General features: G+C 70.1%; 17 protein-coding genes. 13 read left to right on the top strand and 4 right to left on the bottom strand.

The window, feature by feature from the left end; genetic code table 11:
• Window positions 1-59: 59 nt before the first annotated feature.
• Window positions 60-2,915, top strand: coding sequence for a helix-turn-helix transcriptional regulator (locus VG502_RS20580; protein WP_325552130.1), 2,856 nt, complete (start codon window positions 60-62; stop codon window positions 2,913-2,915).
• A 139-nt stretch (window positions 2,916-3,054) separates the two neighbouring features.
• On the opposite strand, the gene VG502_RS20575 is transcribed toward VG502_RS20580, so the two are convergent.
• Complete coding sequence (locus VG502_RS20575; RefSeq protein ID WP_325552129.1) at window positions 3,055-3,624, bottom strand: nitroreductase family protein; 570 nt, start codon at window positions 3,622-3,624, stop codon at window positions 3,055-3,057.
• A 15-nt stretch (window positions 3,625-3,639) separates the two neighbouring features.
• Window positions 3,640-4,881, bottom strand: a complete 1,242-nt coding sequence (locus VG502_RS20570; protein ID WP_325552128.1) for an anhydro-N-acetylmuramic acid kinase — start codon at window positions 4,879-4,881, stop codon at window positions 3,640-3,642.
• A gap of 281 nt (window positions 4,882-5,162) precedes the next feature.
• Here VG502_RS20570 and VG502_RS20565 point away from each other — a divergent pair, with 281 nt between their 5' ends.
• The 9 genes from VG502_RS20565 to pdxY all read left to right on the top strand — a co-directional run bounded on the left by VG502_RS20565 (window position 5,163) and on the right by pdxY (window position 12,955).
• Window positions 5,163-6,128, top strand: coding sequence for a MurR/RpiR family transcriptional regulator (locus tag VG502_RS20565; RefSeq protein WP_325552126.1), 966 nt, complete (start codon window positions 5,163-5,165; stop codon window positions 6,126-6,128).
• Complete coding sequence (gene murQ, locus VG502_RS20560) at window positions 6,125-7,021, top strand: N-acetylmuramic acid 6-phosphate etherase (protein ID WP_325552125.1); 897 nt, start codon at window positions 6,125-6,127, stop codon at window positions 7,019-7,021. The genes VG502_RS20565 and murQ overlap by 4 nt, the downstream gene beginning before the upstream one ends.
• A gap of 185 nt (window positions 7,022-7,206) precedes the next feature.
• On the top strand, window positions 7,207-8,712 hold the full coding sequence (locus VG502_RS20555) for a long-chain-fatty-acid--CoA ligase (protein WP_325552124.1): 1,506 nt from the start codon (window positions 7,207-7,209) through the stop codon (window positions 8,710-8,712).
• Between the two features lie 45 nt (window positions 8,713-8,757).
• Complete coding sequence (locus tag VG502_RS20550) at window positions 8,758-9,198, top strand: MarR family winged helix-turn-helix transcriptional regulator (RefSeq protein ID WP_325552123.1); 441 nt, start codon at window positions 8,758-8,760, stop codon at window positions 9,196-9,198.
• Window positions 9,199-9,225: 27 nt separating this feature from the next.
• A complete protein-coding gene (locus tag VG502_RS20545) occupies window positions 9,226-10,287 on the top strand; it encodes an App1 family protein (RefSeq protein WP_325552121.1) in 1,062 nt (353 codons plus the stop codon).
• Window positions 10,280-11,134, top strand: a complete 855-nt coding sequence (locus VG502_RS20540; protein ID WP_325552120.1) for an Fpg/Nei family DNA glycosylase — start codon at window positions 10,280-10,282, stop codon at window positions 11,132-11,134. The genes VG502_RS20545 and VG502_RS20540 overlap by 8 nt, the downstream gene beginning before the upstream one ends.
• Entirely contained in the window at window positions 11,134-11,739 is a 606-nt protein-coding gene (locus tag VG502_RS20535) for a hypothetical protein (protein ID WP_325552119.1), read from the top strand. The genes VG502_RS20540 and VG502_RS20535 overlap by 1 nt, the downstream gene beginning before the upstream one ends.
• Before the next feature lie 14 nt (window positions 11,740-11,753).
• Window positions 11,754-12,083, top strand: a complete 330-nt coding sequence (locus tag VG502_RS20530) for a rhodanese-like domain-containing protein (RefSeq protein WP_325552118.1) — start codon at window positions 11,754-11,756, stop codon at window positions 12,081-12,083.
• 23 nt (window positions 12,084-12,106) lie between these two features.
• Window positions 12,107-12,955 (top strand): pyridoxal kinase PdxY, encoded by an 849-nt coding sequence (pdxY, locus tag VG502_RS20525; RefSeq protein ID WP_325552116.1) that lies wholly within the window; start codon window positions 12,107-12,109, stop codon window positions 12,953-12,955.
• Window positions 12,956-12,968: 13 nt separating this feature from the next.
• On the opposite strand, the gene VG502_RS20520 is transcribed toward pdxY, so the two are convergent.
• Entirely contained in the window at window positions 12,969-14,192 is a 1,224-nt protein-coding gene (locus tag VG502_RS20520; RefSeq protein WP_325552115.1) for an MFS transporter, read from the bottom strand.
• Window positions 14,193-14,276: 84 nt separating this feature from the next.
• On the opposite strand from VG502_RS20520, the gene VG502_RS20515 reads away from it, so the two are divergent.
• From VG502_RS20515 to VG502_RS20505, 3 genes are read left to right on the top strand one after another with little or no spacing between them, the layout of a single operon-like run.
• A complete protein-coding gene (locus VG502_RS20515; protein ID WP_325552114.1) occupies window positions 14,277-15,164 on the top strand; it encodes a LysR family transcriptional regulator in 888 nt (295 codons plus the stop codon).
• Between the two features lie 9 nt (window positions 15,165-15,173).
• Complete coding sequence (locus tag VG502_RS20510) at window positions 15,174-16,178, top strand: NAD(P)H-binding protein (RefSeq protein WP_325552113.1); 1,005 nt, start codon at window positions 15,174-15,176, stop codon at window positions 16,176-16,178.
• Window positions 16,166-16,918, top strand: coding sequence for a CPBP family intramembrane glutamic endopeptidase (locus VG502_RS20505; RefSeq protein ID WP_325552112.1), 753 nt, complete (start codon window positions 16,166-16,168; stop codon window positions 16,916-16,918). Before VG502_RS20510 ends, VG502_RS20505 begins: the two co-directional genes overlap by 13 nt.
• Here VG502_RS20505 and ppk2 read toward each other — a convergent pair.
• Complete coding sequence (gene ppk2, locus VG502_RS20500; protein WP_414655763.1) at window positions 16,821-17,759, bottom strand: polyphosphate kinase 2; 939 nt, start codon at window positions 17,757-17,759, stop codon at window positions 16,821-16,823. The two genes, VG502_RS20505 and ppk2, sit on opposite strands and share 98 nt — an antisense overlap.
• Window positions 17,760-17,905: the final 146 nt, after the last annotated feature.

The raw sequence follows: 17,905 nt of genomic DNA, 5'->3' as shown, positions 1-17,905 counted from the left end.
GCTCCTCACCCCTCACTAAACTTCGGGGATCGAGCGACCTGGGAGGCGGTGTCATCAGCATGCCTCCAGCCAGCCGCCGGGCCGCCCCGCGCGACCCGCCGGGACACGTCTTCCTCGGCCGGGAGCAGGAGGTCGCGTCGTTGCTCGCCGCGGTCACCGGCACGTCGTCCACCGGCCGCTTCATCGCGGTGCTGGGCGAGACCGGGATCGGCAAGACCTCGCTCATCGACGCGGTCCTCGACCGGGTCCCGCCATCGACCGTCGTCCTGCGGGCGGCCGGTGATGCCATGGCCCGGCGTCATACCCACCGGTTGTTGCTGGACGCCTTCGCACCGGTGCTCACCGACGCGGACCGGCGTGCCATGGCCGGGCAGGCGGAGTATGCCGTGGGGGAGCGTCTGCACGCGGTGATCGACCGGCTGGCCAGAGCCCCGACGCTGCTCGTCCTGGACGACCTGCACTGGGCGGACCCCGCGTCCCTCGGCCTGCTGGCCAGGCTGAGCGCGACGCTCGACCAGATCCCGCTGCTGATCATCGGGTCCCTGCGGACCCAGGCACGGCACCGGACACCACCCGCGCTGGATCACCTGCTCGGCGTGCTGAGCGAGCGCGAACTCCTGCAGACGCTGACGCTCGGGCCGCTGCCGGACACGACCTGCGTGGCGATCGCCGAACAACTGACCGGCGGCCGGGTCGAGGGCGTGCTCGCGGGCCGCCTGGTGGCGGCGGGCGGCAACCCGCTCTTCCTCACCGAGATGGTGCGAGCACTGCTGCGCGACGGCGCGGTCACCATCGGACCGCACGGTGAGGCGCTGCTGGACGCGCCTGCGGGGCCGTCGCCGTCCCTGTCGATGGTGATCATGCGCTACCTCAGCCACCTCGGTGCGGCGACCCGGCAACTGCTCGCGTCGGCGGCGCTGCTCGGCACCCGCTTCCCCGTGGCGCAGTTGCGGATCGTCGCCGACCGGCCGATGAGTGCGCTCGTACCGATGCTGCGGGAGGCCCTTGCCGCGGGCATCCTCGAGGAGACCCCACAGGAGATGCTCGGCTTCCGGCACGCGCTGATCCGGTCGGTGCTGCTCAACGACCTCCCCGGCATCGTGCGCGCCGAGCTGCACCGCGAGATCGCCATACGCCTGGAGGCGGAGCAGGTCGACCCCGCGACGGTCGCCGAACACCTGCTGCGCGCCCCCGCCGCAGCACATGACGTCCCCTGGATGCTGCGGCTCGCCGACCGCACCGCACTCGCCGCACCGGACACCGCGGTCCAGCTGTGGCACCTGGTCGAGTCGGTGACGGCGGAGGACGACCAGCAGCATGCCCGCGCCAGCACCGGGCTGGCGTTCGCGGCGCTGCGCGCCGGCCGGGTCGTGGAGGCGGGCGAGATCGCCGAGCGCACCCTCGAACGCGAGGTGCCCGTCGCGACCCTCACGACACTGGCCACGATCCGGACCCACACCCTGCTGCTGCAGCACCGGCACGCCGAGGCCCGCGACGCCGCCGAGGGCTTCGCGGCGGCGGAGGTGCTCGAGCCGGCGGCCCGTGCCGAGCACCTCGCGTTCGCGGGCTGGCCGCGTCTCCTGCTCGGTGACCTCGACGGCGCCCGGCGGGTGGCGCAGCAGGCGGCGGCGTTCGGCGCGGAGGTGGGCAGCAGCGGCGCGGAGGTCTACGCGCTCACCCTGCAGGGTCTGCTGGCCAACTGCCGCGGGGATCTGCAGGAAGCCGTCCGGTTGCTGTCCGACGCCGTCGCGAAGGCCGATCGCCACCCGACCCTGACCGCGATCGAGCCGTTCCCGCACGCCCAGCTCGCGGTGGCGCTCGCCGACCTCGATCGCACGGACGAGGTCATCACACAGTTGCACCGCGGGCTGCAGGTCTCGGCCGCCTTCGACTACCGCACCGGTGTGCTCGCGGCCCACTCGCTCGGCGCACAGGCACTCAGCCACAGCGGCAGCCTGTCCGACATCGCCGCGGAACTCGACGCGCACCGGTCGCTCGTGGGTTCGATGGAGGTGCGGCTCGACCCGCCGGTCCGCGGGCTGTGGGCGCACGTGCTGCAGCACCAGCTCGGACCGGACGCCGCACAGGAGTGGGCGTCGGGGCTGGATCCGGTCCCGGACCGGATGACGTGGGCGGGTCGTGGCCGGGCCTGGATCTGGCGCGGGCGCAGCCAATTGGAGCTCGCCCGCGGTGATCTCGCAGGGATGTTCGAGGTGCTCTGGGCCGGCTGGGAGGAGTTCCGTGCCACCGAGATGCTGATGGACTGCGCCGAACTCGGGCTCGAACTCGTCGACCTGGCACGCGCCGTCGTCCTGGCGGGCACGGGCGATCCCGCCAGGGCGCGGGACCGCGCCCACGAGGTGGTCGAGGTGCTCGCCGAGCTCGCCGAACGCAACGCACCGGTGCCGCACCTGCGCGCGACGGCGCTCGCGGTCCGGGGTGTGGCAACGGACGATCCGGCGACGCTCGTGGAGGCCGCAACCCTGATGGGCACGACCGTCCGGCACCTCGATCACGCGCGGATGGCCGAACTCGCGGCCCTCACGGTGCGCACGCACGGCCTGCAGGCGCGACGGCCGGCCGAGACCGCGCTGCGCCGGTATGCCGAGGTCGGCGCCGACCACGACGTGAGCCGCGCCCGCACGGCGTTCCGCCGGGCCGGCATCCGGGTGGCGAACCCGTCGAGGGACCGCCCGAGGATCGGGTGGGAATCGCTGACCCGGACCGAGGAGCGCATCGCCCGGCACCTCGCCACCGGCGAGACCAATCCCGAGATCGCCGAGAGCCTGTGCGTGTCGCGACGGACTGTGGAGAGCCATGTCTCAAACGTCCTCGCCAAGCTCGGGTTGCGCTCTCGCACCGAGGTCGCCGTCTTCGTCGCGCGACGTCTCGAGGACGTCCGACAGGACGGCTAGCAGGTCGATCCAGCCGCAGAACGGCACGGGCTCGCCGTGGTCCCCGACGCGCCCGGTCGGCGGGTCGGTGCCGTCGACCCAGATCTGGATGCGCACCACCCCAGCGTCATACGACGGTGGCGGTGGCGGATCCGTGAACTCACGGATCTTCGGCGTGAATCTCCTGCAACGGGCGGCGCTCTCGCGGCAGTGTGCGGCCGTCCGGCAACTGCACGGCGTATGGCGCGGGCGCCTGCGGCGGCACACCGATCGCCGCCATGGTGGCGACCTGCCACCCCGGCGCGACGGTCAGCAGTGCTTCGACGGCGTCGCGGTCGAAGCTGCGGAACTGCCGCACCGACAGGTCGAGCGCCTGCGCCTGGACGGTCAGGTGGGCGACTGCCTGACCGAGGTCGTACATCGCGAATTCGGAGTATTCATAGTCGGTTTCGTCGACCCGCAGGTGGCACAGGTTGACCAGCAGCAGGCTGGCCCGTGGGCCCCAGCGGCGCGCGCCGCCGAGCAGGTGCGGTGTGAGCCGGCGGTGCATCTCGTCACCGCGCCGGGCCGCCACGAACGCCCATGGCTGCGAGTTGCCGGCCGACGGCGCCCAGCGTGCCGCCTCCAGCAGCGTGGCGACGTCCGTCGCGTCGAGCTCGTGGTCGGTGCGGAAGTCCTGCGGACTCCACCGCTCGCGGAGCAGCGGGTGCAGGGGGTATGGATCGGTCACAGCTCGGTCACCTGTTCAGTTCACCACGCGCAGGCTGCGCGGTGTCACGCCGGGCTCCGGGAGCCGTAATGGCTTGTCACCGGGGCTGATTCGGCCCAGCACACGCGGGGTCCGTGCCCCCGTCAGGGTCCGCCCGTCGGCGCCGGCGAGCACTCCCGGTATGCCGTGCCAGGTCAGGTAGCCGATCAGCGCCATGAGGTAGCCCTCCTTGTCGTCGGTCGGCAGCCCCAGCTCGTCACTGGTGGCGAGCCGGGCCGGCGCGAGGTGCACGGCCAGCCGGTCCATCAGCACCGGATTGCGCACACCGCCGCCGGAGGCGTGAACCTCGGTCACGTCGTATGGCGCCAGCGCGTTCGCCACGGTCACCGCCGTCAGCTCGGTCAGCGTCGCCACCAGGTCCGCGAGCCCTTCGCGGGTCGAGTAGCCGTGAGGAACGAGCGGCGTATCGAGACCAGGCGCCTCGAGACCCCGCACATCGAGATCGAACGCCGCCAGGTAATCCGCCCGGAACAGCTCTCTCCCGGTCGATTTCGGCGCCGGTAGTGCGTAGTAGGGCTCGGCGAGCAGCCGCTCGAGCAGCACCTGATCGACGTGCCCGGAAGCGGCGAGACGACCGCCTGCGTCATACGACTGGGCGCCGGAGGTGGCGGCCGACACGGCGGCGTCGATGAGGCAGTTGGCCGGGCCGGTGTCGAACGCGGCGCTGCCGTGCGGCGATGCGACGGTGACGTTGGCGATGCCGCCGAGGTTCAGCAGCGCGCGTGAGGCCGGTGGTGAGATGCCGTGCAGCAACAGCGTGTCCAGCGTGCCCGCGAGCGGCGCGCCCTGACCTCCGGCGGCGATGTCGCGACTGCGGATGTCGCTGACCACCGGCAGCCCGGTGCGCTCGACGATCTCCGCGGGCTGGCCCAGCTGCAGCCCGCCGTGGGCGATGTCGCCCTCGACCCAGTGGAAGACGGTCTGACCATGGCTGACCACGAGATCGGCTGAGCCACTGGCGAATTCGTCGATCGCGGACTGCACCGCCGCGGCGATCTCCCGGCCGGCGAGCACATCGAGGCGGCATACATCCGCGGCGCTCGTCGGTGAGGGCGGCAGTAGCGCGAGCAGGCTCGCCCGGGTCGACGACGACCAGGAGTAGGTCCGGGCGCCGAGCGGCCGCAACGTGAGCTGCCCGCTGTCGGCTCCGGCGAGGTCGGCCACGGCGACGTCGATGCCGTCGACGGACGTGCCCGAGATGCAGCCGACGACGATCACCGCGAACCTCCTGCAATATGGGCCGGCTTCCCAGGGAACTGACAGACAATTCGCGAGTTCAGGCGTTGTGCGCCGGAATTGCTCGCGACCGTGCACCATGAATCACGCAATGTCCGGGTCAGGATATGTCAATCTTTTCCAAATGGAGAGACGGTCCTGGCACCTGATTTTCATTCGATGGTTACAGTGACCGGGCAGGAAGAACAGGTGGTTCCGGGGAACGACCGACCGCAACACGAACGCCTTGCGACGCCCCGCGCCGAAGGTCGGAAAGGGACGTCATGACGAAGGAACCGGGTGACCCGACGGGCGACCCCACGCGCGACGTTCTCGTCCGCATGCGGTCCGCCCTGCCGCAGTTGCAGCCGGCCGAGCACCGTGTCGCGGACGTCGTGTTGCGCGATCCGGCGGGCGCTGCGCACCTGTCCATCACGGAGCTGGCCGAGCGCGCGGAGACCTCTGTCGCGACGGTCGCCCGCTTCAGCCACAGCGTCGGATTCGGCGGCTACCCGCAGCTGCGCCTCGCCCTCGCCGGTGCCGCGGCCCGCGAGTCGGCGCTCGGCGGCGCGACCCGCAAGCCCCCGGCGGACCTGGACGAAGCACAGACGACCGAGGACATCGTCGCGGCGATCGTGCACCACGAGGTGCGGGCGCTGCAGGAGACCGCCGAGCACCTCGACCTGTCGGCGCTCGACGCGGCCGTCGCAGCCGTCGCAGCGGCGCCGCGCGTGGAGATCTTCGGAGTGCAGGCGAGTGGCCTGGTCGCCACCGACCTGCAGTACAAACTGATCCGAGCCGGCCGAATCGCCTTCGCCTGGACGGAGTTCCACGCCGCGATGACGTCGGCGGTGCTGCTCGGTCCCTCGGATGTCGCCATCGGCGTCTCGCACTCCGGCAGCACGCAGGACGTCGTCGAGGCGCTCGCGGCGGCCAAGCAGGCCGGCGCGACCACGATCGCCATCACCAACTTCTCCGGCGCCCCGATCGTCGAGTATGCCGACATCGTGCTGACCACCGCCGCCCGCGAGACCACGTTCCGCTCGGGTGCGCTGGCCAGCCGGACCGCGCAGCTCGCCGTGGTCGACTTCCTCTTCGTCGGTGTCGCACGCAGCTCGCTGGAGGCCACCACCGAGGCGTTGCGGCGCACCCACGAGGCGGTTCGTGACGCGCGCCCGATGAAACGCGGCAAGGCGACCAGGGCGACGAAGGCGACGAACAAGGCGGCGAAAAGGAACACCAAGGCATGAATCTCGGTGAACTGACCACCGAAGCGCGCAACCCGCGCAGTGCCGGGCTGGACTCGATGGACACCCGGCAGCTGTTGGAGCTGATGAACGACGAGGACGCGACCGTGGCACTCGCCGTCCGGGACGCGCTCCCGGAGATCACCGAGGCCGTGGACCTGATCGCCGAGTCACTGCGCTCGGGCGGCCGGCTCATCTATGTCGGTGCCGGCACGAGCGGGCGGCTCGGGCTGCTCGATGCGGTCGAGTGCCCGCCGACCTTCGACACCGACGCCGACCAGGTGACCGCCCTGCTCGCCGGCGGGCAGTGGGCGTTCGTGCAGGCGGTCGAGGGCGCGGAGGACGACCTGGACGCCGCGGCAGCCGACGTCGACGGTCTCGCGGTCGGCTCTCATGACACGGTGGTCGGAATCGCGGCCAGCGGCCGCACGCCATACGTCATCGCGGGCCTGCGCCGGGCGCGGGAGCGGGGTGCCCGGACCGTCGCCCTCGCCTGCAACAAGGACTCGCTGATCGGCCGCGAGGCGAAGGTCGCGATCGAGGTCGCGACCGGGCCGGAGGTGCTGACCGGGTCCACGCGGCTGAAGGCCGGCACCGCGCAGAAGATGGTCTGCAACATGCTGTCCACCGGTGCGATGGTGCGGATCGGCAAGACCTACGGCAATTTCATGGTCGACATGCGCCCCACCAACGACAAGCTGGTCGACCGCGCCCGCCGGATCGTCGCCGCGGCCACCGAGTCCGACGAACAGACCGCCGCCGACGCGCTCACCGCGGCCGGTGGCCGCACCAAGGTCGCAGTCGTGATGCTGCTGGCCGGCGTCGACGCCGTGCACGCGGAGGAACTGCTCGACAAGGGCAACGGCAGCGTCTCGACTGCTATATCCGCGGGTTGAGCTGGCGCCCTGAGGAGCCCGTGAGGGACGAGCGGGCGTCTCGAAGGGTAGCGGAGGAGCGAAGCGGAGGAGCGTATCGAAACCGCGATTTCGATACGGGCTCGTACCTCGCCCTACTCAATCCGCGGGCGTGCTGTTTGCACAATCTGTGATCCACGACACGTCGGCGTTCTACAGTTGTCGTCATGACGAACCTCGCCGCAAATCTCGCCCGTACGGCGCAGCAGCACCCGGACGCCGTGGCGGTGAAGCTCGATGACTTCACGCTGACCTACGCGGAGCTCCGTGATGCCGCAGCGAAGTTCGCCGGCAAGCTGGCCGCGCGCGGCATACGGCCCGGCGACCGGGTCGCGCTGTCGCAACCCAACCTGCCGACCTTCCCGGTGATCTTCTACGGCGTGCTGTGGGCGGGCGCGACGGTCGTGCCGATGAACCCGCTCTTCAAGCCACGCGAAATCGCTTACTACCTCAGCGATTCCGGCGCTTCGCTGATGTTCGGTATGCCGGGCGACGGCCCGCAGGGTGCGCAGGACGCCGGCACCGACTTCGAGCTGGTCGACCCTTCGACAAGCTCAGGGAGCGAGGCGGAAGCCGGACTGCTCGGCGACGCCGACCCGATCCCGGAGCCGGTGGAGCGGGCCGACGACGACACCGCGGTGATCCTCTACACGTCCGGCACGACCGGCCGCCCCAAGGGCGCCGAGCTGACACATCACAATCTGGACGACAACGCCCGGATGGTCGTCGATCAGCTGGTGCACATCGGTCCCGGCGACGTGATCATGGGCTGCCTGCCGCTCTTCCACGTCTTCGGCCTCACGTGTGGGCTCAACGCGGCGGTCGTCAGCGGCGCCACGATCACGCTGATCCCGCGCTTCGAGCCGGGCCGCGTGCTGGAGATCATGCAGCGCGACAAGGCGACGATCTTCCAGGGCGTCCCGACGATGTACAACGCGATGCTGCTCGCGGCCGCCGATCAGGACGACATCGATGTCTCGTCGTTGCGGACCTGTTGCTCCGGCGGCGCGGCGCTGCCGGGCGAGGTGATGCGCAAGTTCGAGGAGCGCTTCGGCGCCAAGATCCTGGAGGGTTACGGCCTGTCCGAGACCTCTCCGGTCGCCTCGTTCAACCTGCCGGACAAGCAGCGCAAGGTCGGCTCGATCGGCGTGCCGCTGCAGGGTGTGCAGATGCGCCTGGCCCAGGCCGACGGCTCCGACGCCCCGAAGGGCGAGATCGGTGAGATCGCCATCAAGGGCGACCTGATCATGAAGGGCTACTGGGGCCGGCCGGACGCCACCGCCGAGGCGGTACGTGATAAGTGGTTCTACTCCGGGGACCTCGCCACGATGGACGACGACGGCTACTTCTTCATCGTCGACCGCGCGAAGGACATGATCATCCGCGGCGGCTACAACGTCTATCCGCGCGAGGTCGAGGAGGTCCTCTACGAGCACCCGGATGTCGTGGAGGCCGCTGTCATCGGAGTCCCGCACCCGCACTATGGCGAGGACGTCGCGGCATACGTGGTCCGCTGCGAGGGATCAGATCTGGATGCCGAGACGTTGACCTCCTATGTGAAGGAGCGCGTGGCGGCATACAAATATCCGCGCACGATCACGTTCATCGACGCGCTGCCCAAGGGCGCGACCGGCAAGATCCTCAAGCGCGAGCTGCGCGAGCCGGCGAAGTGAAATCCCGAGTTGACGACGCATAGTTATTCTATGTAATATTCGGCCATGGAACCCGCAACTGTCGATCTCGAAGGCGCCCGACTGCTGAGTGCGGTCGCGCGGCTGAATCGCTGGGCGACACGGCACGCCGAGTTGCCGATCCCGCCCGCGCAGGCCCGGCTGCTGTCGCTGATCGACGAGCTGGGACCGGCGCGGATCGGTGAGCTCGCCAACGCCGATCACTGCAGCCAGCCCACGATGACCACCCAGGTGCAGCGGCTCGAGGCCGCGGGCTGGGCATCCCGCTCGACCGATTCGCACGACGCGCGCGTCGCGCTGATCGACCTCACCGACGAGGGCCGGGCGAAGCTGGAGCAGCTGCGCGCGTCCCGTGCCGCGGCGCTGGCGCCCGAGGTGGCTCGGCTGAGTGATCAGGAGCGGCAGGCGCTGCGCAGTGCCACGGAGATCATCCTGCGGATCGTTCACCCGGGTGACGATGACCAGTAGTCGGCCGGGGGCCGTAATCTGAGCGGTATGGCCAGAAACCACCCCGCAGCGCGTGCCGAGGACGCCGTCAATGCCGTCGTGGCCAAGCGGCTCCGCAAGCGCGGGTGGCAGCTGCAGGTCCTGCCCTACATCGGGTATGCCGGCACCGGCTTCGCCCGGTTGCTGGCCCGTGTCGTGCTGGCCCGCGATGGCCAGCCCGCGACCGCGCCGACCGCCGAGGACGCGCCGATCCGGCGCGGTTTCAAGGTGTTCTTCACCGCGCCGCTGGCCGGCGTCGACGTGCGACTGCGCTGCGGTGCTGCAACGGCGGTGGCCACCACCGACCGCGGCGGCTACCTCGATGTCGAGCTGCGCGATCACGGGCTGGAGCCCGGCTGGCACACCGCCACGATCAGCGTCGACGACCTGGACGTCGAGGTGCCGCTCCAGGTCATCTCGCCGGAGACCCGCTTCGGCATCATCAGCGATGTCGACGACACCTGCCTGGTGACCGCGCTGCCGCGGCCGATGATCGCGGCCTGGAACAGCTTCGTGCTCGAGGAGACCGCTCGCAAGGTCGTGCCGGGGATGCCCGCCATGTACCGCTCGCTGCTCGCGGCACACCCGGGCGCACCGATCGTCTACCTGTCGACCGGCGCCTGGAACACCCAGCCGATCCTGACCCGCTTCCTGCGGCGGCACGGCTTCCCGTCGGGCCCGGCGCTGCTGACCGACTGGGGCCCGACCAACGACAGCATCTTCCGCAGCGGCCAGGCGCACAAGCGGGCGTCGTTGCGGCGGCTGGCCGCCGAGTTCCCGCACATCCAGTGGCTGCTGGTCGGCGACGACGGGCAGCACGACCCGGTGATCTACGAGGATTTCGCCGTCGAGCACCCCGACAACGTGGCGGCCATCGCGATCCGGCAGCTCACCGCGACCCAGCAGTTGCTCTCGCACGGCCACCCGCTGGTGCGCGATGAGCTGCGCGGCCGGCCGGTGCGGATGATGGTCTGCGAGGGGCCGGACGGCTTCACGCTGCACCGGCTGGTGCGCAAGGCGCTCGCGGGTGCGGGGGACGGTTCCGACACGAGGAGTGGTGCCGATGCCTGAGCTGCCCGAGGTCCAGGGCCTCGTCGACTTCCTGGCGTCCCGTGTCGTCGGCCTGCCGGTCGCGCGCGTCGACCTCGGGTCCTTCTCGGTGCTGAAAACCTATGATCCGCCGGTGGATTCACTCGGCGGCCTCACGGTCACCGATGTCCGGCGGCACGGCAAATGGATCGATCTGGACGTCGACGGCATCCACCTGGTCTTCCACCTGTCGCGCGGCGGTTGGCTGCGCTGGTCCGACGCGTTGCCGCAGACCGTGGTCCGTCCGGGCAAGTCGCCGATCGCGCTGCGGATGCGCTTCGCCGACGAGTCGGGCTTCGATCTCACCGAGGCCGGGACCAAGAAGCGGCTGGCCGTCTATGTCGTGCGCGACCCCGCCGAGGTGCCGGGCATCGCTTCGCTCGGGCCGGACCCGTTCTCCCTGTCGCGGGCGGACTTCGCGGGGCTGCTGGCCGGTTCGCGGTCACAGATCAAGGGGGTTCTTCGGGACCAGTCGGTCATCGCCGGGGTGGGCAACGCCTACTCGGACGAGGTGCTGCACGCCGCGAAGCTCTCGCCATACGCCGTCGCCGGGAAGCTGGACGAGGAGGCGGTCGACCGGCTGTATGACGCGCTGCGCGACATCCTCACCGAGGCGATCGCGGCCGCGTCGGGCAAGCCGGCCAAGGACCTGAAGGACGCCAAGCGGGCCGGCATGCGCGTGCACGGCCGCACCGGCGAGCAGTGCCCGGTGTGCGGTGACGTGGTGCGGGAGGTGTCGTTCGCCGACCGGTCGATGCAGTATTGCGCGACCTGCCAGACGGGCGGGAAACCGCTGGCCGACCGCCGGATGTCGCGCCTGCTGAAGTGATGGACGCCCTCGAGGAGCAGGGGCGGGAGCTGAACCTGTCGGGCTTCCTGTCGTTCCGGGGCGGTATGGCGTTCGGCGGCCTCGGCTATCTGCTGGTCGCGGGGTTGTTCGTGGTCTACTTCGGCGCGACACAGGGCGCGGACGGACACACCGTGCGGCCGGTCGTCGTGACCATTGGCTGGATTCTCGCCGCGCTGGCCACCATCGGGTATGCCGGGATGCTGCACCGATTCCTGCGGTTCCGGCGCGAGTTGCGTGGGTGGGTGCGGCAGGTGGTGCAGCGCGACCCGAACGAGACGGGGGCGCGGCGACTCGAGTTGCGGCTCCGCCGGCGCAGCACACGTGGGACCTCCGGGCCGGCCGACGCCTTCCTGTGGGGCGGGCTCGCGTTCACGCCGTTCGGTTTCGTGCTGCCCTACCTGGCGCTGCTGGTCCAGGTCATCGGCATCGTCGACACTCTCGCCGGGGACGGCGCAGCGACCGTCCACTGGATCTTCATGCTGGTGGCTCTGGCGCCGAGCCTGCTGGGCGTCACGCTCGGCACGCTGGTGCTGGCCGGCATCGGTTTCGCCGGTGCTCCGCTGCGCACCTGGCGGGCGGCATGAGTCAGGATTGACCCATGACTGATTACACGACGCCCGAGCAATTGGCGGACGACGCCGTCGTCATCGATGTGCGCGAGCAGAACGAATGGGACGCCGGGCACGCGCCGGGCGCCATACACATCCCGCTGGGTGAGCTGCCGGCTCGGCTCGGCGAGCTGCCCGAGGCCGACGAGCGCGACCCGCTGCCGATCATCTGCCGCTCCGGCAACAGGTCCGGACGCGCGGTCCAGTGGCTCAACCAACAGGGCTTCGACACCGCCAACGTCGAGGGCGGCATGAAGCAGTGGGCGTATGCCGGCAAGCCGGTCGTCGCCGATTCGGGAGCCGACCCGCAGGTCATCTGACCGTCCCGCCATACACTGCCGCGGTGAACATCCTGTCGATCCAGTCCTCGGTGGCCTACGGTCACGCGGGCAACAGCTCTGCGGTGTTTCCGTTGCAGCGCCTCGGTTTCGAGGTGTGGCCCGTCTACACGGTGCACTTCTCCAACCACACCGGGTATGGCGAATGGCGTGGTCCCGTCTTCGAGCCGGAGACCGTCGCCGACGTGATCACCGGCATTGAGGAGCGCGGCGTGCTCGGCGAGTGCGACGCGGTGCTGTCGGGTTACCAGGGCGGCGAGCAGGTCGGCGCGGTGATCCTCGATGCGGTCGCTCGGGTGAAGGCGGCGAACCCGAAGGCGATCTACTGCGCCGACCCGGTGATGGGCGATGTCGAGCGGGGCTTCTTCGTCCGGCCCGGCATACCGGAGTTCATGCGGGACAAGGTGATTCCCGCCGCGGACATCGTCACGCCGAACCAGTTCGAACTGGACTTCCTCACCGGGAGTGAGGTGCACACGGTCGACGGGCTGCTGGTCGCGGTCGATGCGCTGCGCGCGCGTGGCCCGCGCACGGTGCTGGTCACGTCCGTGCAGACCGACGAAACCCCAGCGGACTCAGTGCAACTCGCGGTCGTGACGGACGATGGGGCGTGGCTCGTCACGACGCCGCTGCTGCCGATGTACGTCTCCGGTGCCGGTGACGCGACAGCGGCGATCTTCCTGGCCCGCTGGCTGACCGTGGAACCCGCGAAAGCCCTTGCGGACACGGCGGATTCGGTCTTCTCGATCATGGAACGCACCCATGACGCCGGCACCCGGGAGATCCAGCTCATCCCGTCCCAGGACGCCATCGCCCATCCGCAGGGCCGCTTCGAGGTCGTCCGGCTGCGCTGACCTACCCGTTCACTCAGTGGGTGAACTTCAGCATCTGCCAGGTCGACGCGGCGGCGACCACGATGATCAGCGCCGCGAAGCACACCACGAGCGTGACCGTCGGCACCCAGGTCAGCAGCACACCGCACGCGATGACCGGCACGGTGATCCCGGCGTATGCCGCGAGGAACATCCCGGCCACGGTCTCGCCGCGCTTGGCCGGGTCGGCCATCCGGTTGGCCGCGGCGATGCTCGAGGCGAAGATCAGCCCGATGCCCGCGCCGGCGATGACACCGCCGATCGCGAAGAGCACCAACGACGCGATCAGCGTCGCGACCGAGACCAGCACCAGTCCGGCGACGATGAGGCCGATCCCGGCCTGCAGCTTGGGCCGCGGCCGCAGGCCGTGCAGCACGACCTGGGACGCCGACGAGGCGCCCATGGCACCGAAGACGACCAGTCCGGTCACGAGCCTCGAGTGCTCGTGCATCACCTCGCCGAGGACACTGCCGGTCAGTGAGGTGAAGAAGCCGAGCACCGCGAACGACCCGGCGGCAGCCAGCCCGGAAGCGATGAATTCGCCTCGCACGTCTGCGGATACGCTCACGCGCTGTGGCTTGTATGGCGGCCGCTCATCCGGCACCTGAACCGTCTCCGGCGCCAGGAGCGCAACGGCACCCACCAACAGCAGTGCCGCCACGAAGACGAGGAAGGGAAGCGTCAGCGGGTGCGGCCACCACTCGGTGAGCAGGCCACCGGCGAGTGGCCCGAGGGCGAGGCCGCCGGTGTTGACGGCGCTCGCGACCAGACTGCCGCGCCGCCCGTCCTCCTCGGGCGCACCGATCGAGCGCAGTTCGCTCAGGTGCGCCGTCGCGGTCGACGTCAGCGCGCCGATGCCGGCCCCGCAGATGAAGCGCGCGATGAGCAGGCTGGTGACGTCCTTGAGGAAGACGAACATCAGACATGACACCAGCTCGGCGACGACGGCACCCAAGATGACCGGTCGCCGGCCGAGGTAGTCCGACACGTGCCCGACGATGAAGAGCCCACCCATCACGCCGAAGCCGTATGCCGCGAAGATCACCGTGATCATCAGCGTCGGGAAGCCGTCGCGCGCCTGGTAGAGCGCATACAACGGAGTCGGGACCGTGGTGAACGCCATCGTCGCGGCGAACGCTGCGGCCACCAGCCAGAAGGCGCGCCGGTGCCCGGCGTGGCCGGGCCGCACGGCGGCGGTGTCCGAGGTGGTTGTCGTCATACGTCCATGGTCCGCCTGCAGGCTGATCGTGTCCAACGAACAATCGTCAGATGATTCATCGACATACCCGATTAGTATGCCGGGATGGACACCCGGCAACTCGAATACTTCGTCACGGTCGCGCAGGAACGCAGCTTCACCCAGGCCGCCGCACGACTCAACGCCGTGCAATCGACCGTCAGCGCCGGGGTCGCCGCACTGGAGAAGGACCTGCGGTATGCCGTGCTCACCCGCTCCACCCGCCGCGTGGAGCTGACCCCGCAGGGTGCCGCGCTGTTGCCGGTTGCCGAGCGAATCCTCGCTGATGAGAGGGTGATTCGCTCGATCGGTGGCGATCGGGGTATGACGCTGCGCGGCCGGATCCGGATCGGCACGCTGACCAGCCTGGAGTGGCTGGACCTGCCCGGCCGGCTCGGCGCGTTCCACCGGCGGCACCCGGACGTGAAGCTGTCGCTGGCCCAACGCCCCCGTGGATCGAGTGACATCGCGCGGGATCTGCGGGCCGGCCGGTTGGACGTCGGTCTGGTCGGGTTCGACGCGACGGAGCTGGAGGATCTCGCGCCGATCGTGCTGCAGGACACGCCGTTCGTCGCGATGCTCCCGCCGGCGCACCCGGCGACCACCGACAGCATCGTCTCGATCAGCTCGCTCGCACGTGACGCATTCGTCGACGTACCAACGGGATTCGGCAACCGCACCATGGTCGACCGCTTCCTGGCCACTCAGGGGGTGCGTCGGTCCGTCCTCGTCGAGGTGCCGGACCTGACCACCGTGCCCGATTACGTGCGCGCGGGGCTCGGCGTGGCAGTGGTGCCACGGCCGTCGGTGGAGACGCGCGGTGTCGTCATACGAGAGCTGGCGGAGCCGCTGCGCTGGCAGCTGTGCCTGGTGTCCTCCCCGAAGGCACGGGACAGCGAAGCCGTGCAGGAGTTGCTGCGCGTACTCGGGGAGCGGTTGCCGAAACCCCGTTAGGTTGGGTGTATGGCGGACCAGACCGGACGGGTGCTGCTGACGGGCGCCAGCGGCTACATCGGCTCACGGCTCGCGCCGCAACTCCTTGCGGCGGGATGGCGGCTGACCGTGCTGGCCAGGCGACCGGACGCCATCCGCGAGCGTCCCTGGGCTCGCGACGAGGAGTCGGTCCGGGTGGTCGCCGGTGACGCGACCGACCCGGAGGACCTGGAGCGTGCGTTCGACGGGGTCGACGTCGCCTACTACCTGCTGCACTCGATGGACGGCAAGGGCGATTTCCGGCGACGCGATCGACAGATGGCCGACGGATTCGCCCACGCTGCAGCGGATTCCGGCGCACGGCGGATCGTCTACCTGTCCGGCCTGCACCCGGAAGGCGAGTCGCTCAGCCCGCACCTGGCGTCCCGGGTCGAGGTCGGTGACATCTTCCTGGGCGGGGAGGTCCCTGCCACGGTGCTGCAGGCCGCCATCATCATCGGGTCGGGATCGGCGTCGTTCGAGATGCTGCGGCACCTCACGCACCGGCTGCCGGCGATGATCGCGCCGCGCTGGCTGAATTCCCGCATCGAACCCATCGCGGTCCGCGACGTGCTGAACCTGCTGGTGGCGGCCGCCGATCTGCCGGCGGACAGCAACCGCACCTTCGACATCGGGTCCGGCGAGGTGTTGACCTACCGCGCGTTGATCGACCGCTTCGCCGAGTCCGCGCAGCTGCGCCGCCGACTGGTGGTGACCGTCCCGGTGCTCACGCCATCGCTCGCCAGTCAGTGGCTCGGACTCGTGACACCCGTGCCGCTCGGTGTCGCCAAGCCGCTGGTGGGCAGCCTCGTGCACGACGTCGTCTGCGCGGAGCGGGACATCTGGCAGCTGGCCGGGGTGGCCGATCCGCTGCCGCTGGACCGTGCCATGGCGGCCGCCCTGGGCGGACCATCGCGTCGATCCGGTGAGTTGCCGGAGCCGGGCGACGTGGATCCCGCCTGGTTGACCAGCGCGGACCCGGAGTGGGCGGGCTGACAGTGGGCGCGCCGAACCTGCGTCCCGACACCGCGACGGCTGCTGCCGCCGCGACTCTTGCGATCGGCACGCCGATGCTGCGCCGGGCGATCCGCAGCCCGCGGGGCGGTATGGCGTTCCGGCGGCGCACCGTCGAGCTGGCGGCGGTGTGGACGGCGGGGGCGGCCGCCATACGCCTGATCGACGGGCGGGGATTCGAGCTGCCGGCCGATCTGCGTGCTGTCGTGCTGCAGCCGGCCGCCGTGGGGGCGGTGACCGTCGGGGTCTTCACCGCCGGCGCGCTCGTCGGCTCGCGCCTGCCGTTCGTGCGCGACCGGATGGCCGACGTGCTGGATCACGCGCGCAAGGGCCCGTTGCCGACCGTCGCGGGGCTGGCACTGCTCACCGGCGCGACCGAGGAGCTCTTCTTCCGCGGAGCGCTGTATGACGTCGCCGCGCACCTCGGGTTGCCGGTCCTGGCGACCACGACGGCGCTGCACATGGCGGTGACCACCGCGACCGGCAACCCGATGCTGGTGCTCGCCTCGGGGCTGCTGAGCACGCTGACCGGCCTGGAGCGCGCACGAACCGGGTCAGTGGTGGCGCCGGTGGTGCTGCACGTGGTGTGGTCGGCCGGGATGCTGCTGGTCCTGCCGCCGATCGTTAACGGCCGGAACGGTATCCGCCCTGGAATCCGTCCTCGCCCTCGTCGAGGATCTGCTTGGCGGAGCCGACGATCTTGGGGTCGGGGTAGCCGATGACGTCGCGGTCCTTGTCGGGGTAGGGCATTGCGTCGAGCACATAACGCATGGCCTCGAGCCGGCCGCGCTTCTTGTCGTTGGACTTGATGACCGTCCACGGCGCCCACTCGGTGTCGGTGTGCTCGAACATCGCCTCCTTCGCCTCGGTGTAGGCGTTCCACTTGTCCAGGCTGGCGAGGTCGGTCGGGCTGAGCTTCCACTGCTTGACCGGGTCGGTCGCGCGACGTTCGAAGCGCCTGATCTGCTCGTGCCGGCCGACCGAGAACCACAGCTTGATCAGCCGGATGCCGGAGTTGACCCACATCTGCTCGACCTGCGGGCAGGACCGCATGAACTCGTCATACTGGCTGTTCGTGCAGTAGCCCATGACGCGCTCGACACCGGCGCGGTTGTACCAGGAGCGGTCGAAGAAGACGATCTCCCCGGCGGCGGGCAGGTGAGCGACATACCGCTGGAAGTACCACTCGGATTGCTCACGTTCCGTGGGCTTTTCGAGTGCGACGACGGTGGCGCCACGCGGGTTGAGGTGCTCGGTGAAGCGTTTGATCGCGCCACCCTTGCCCGCGGCATCGCGGCCCTCGAAGGCGATGACGACCTGTTGGCCGGTCTCCTTCACCCACGCCTGCATCTTGAGCATCTCGATCTGCAGGGTGCGCTTGACCCGCTCGTACTCCTTGCGGGTCATCCGCGTGTCGTAGGGGTGCCCGGCCCGCCACGCGTCGCGCCGCGCGTCGGGCAGTTCGACGTCCTTACTGGGCAGCGCGACCGAGTCGTGCTGGTCGACGGTTTCCTCGGCAGCTGTCTCGGTTTCGTCCACCGGATGAGTCTGGCAAATCAGCACCTGCCGGTCGAGGGCTGATGCGGGTTGAGTAGGCGTGAGGTACGAGCGCCGTATCGAAACCACGCCCTCGATGCCCGCCTCTACCGCTCTCTAGGATCGAGCCAAGAACACGCGATATCTCCATCGACATCACTCGACACTCGGAA

Origin of the sequence: Flexivirga sp., assembly GCF_035551235.1 — a bacterium.
Lineage (GTDB): Bacteria > Actinomycetota > Actinomycetes > Actinomycetales > Dermatophilaceae > Flexivirga.
Note: the sequence above shows the minus strand (reverse complement) of the source record. Positions and strands in the feature narration are given on the sequence as shown.

Bases quoted from the DNA above. Each gene is read 5' to 3' on its own strand.
- VG502_RS20580 (WP_325552130.1), top strand. From the start codon at position 60: ATGCCTCCAGCCAGCCGCCGGGCCGCCCCGCGCGACCCGCCGGGACAC.
- VG502_RS20565 (WP_325552126.1), top strand. From the start codon at position 5,163: ATGACGAAGGAACCGGGTGACCCGACGGGCGACCCCACGCGCGACGTT.
- murQ (WP_325552125.1), top strand. From the start codon at position 6,125: ATGAATCTCGGTGAACTGACCACCGAAGCGCGCAACCCGCGCAGTGCC.
- VG502_RS20555 (WP_325552124.1), top strand. From the start codon at position 7,207: ATGACGAACCTCGCCGCAAATCTCGCCCGTACGGCGCAGCAGCACCCG.
- VG502_RS20550 (WP_325552123.1), top strand. From the start codon at position 8,758: ATGGAACCCGCAACTGTCGATCTCGAAGGCGCCCGACTGCTGAGTGCG.
- VG502_RS20545 (WP_325552121.1), top strand. From the start codon at position 9,226: ATGGCCAGAAACCACCCCGCAGCGCGTGCCGAGGACGCCGTCAATGCC.
- VG502_RS20540 (WP_325552120.1), top strand. From the start codon at position 10,280: ATGCCTGAGCTGCCCGAGGTCCAGGGCCTCGTCGACTTCCTGGCGTCC.
- VG502_RS20535 (WP_325552119.1), top strand. From the start codon at position 11,134: ATGGACGCCCTCGAGGAGCAGGGGCGGGAGCTGAACCTGTCGGGCTTC.
- VG502_RS20530 (WP_325552118.1), top strand. From the start codon at position 11,754: ATGACTGATTACACGACGCCCGAGCAATTGGCGGACGACGCCGTCGTC.
- VG502_RS20520 (WP_325552115.1), bottom strand. From the start codon at position 14,192: ATGACGACAACCACCTCGGACACCGCCGCCGTGCGGCCCGGCCACGCC.
- VG502_RS20515 (WP_325552114.1), top strand. From the start codon at position 14,277: ATGGACACCCGGCAACTCGAATACTTCGTCACGGTCGCGCAGGAACGC.
- VG502_RS20510 (WP_325552113.1), top strand. From the start codon at position 15,174: ATGGCGGACCAGACCGGACGGGTGCTGCTGACGGGCGCCAGCGGCTAC.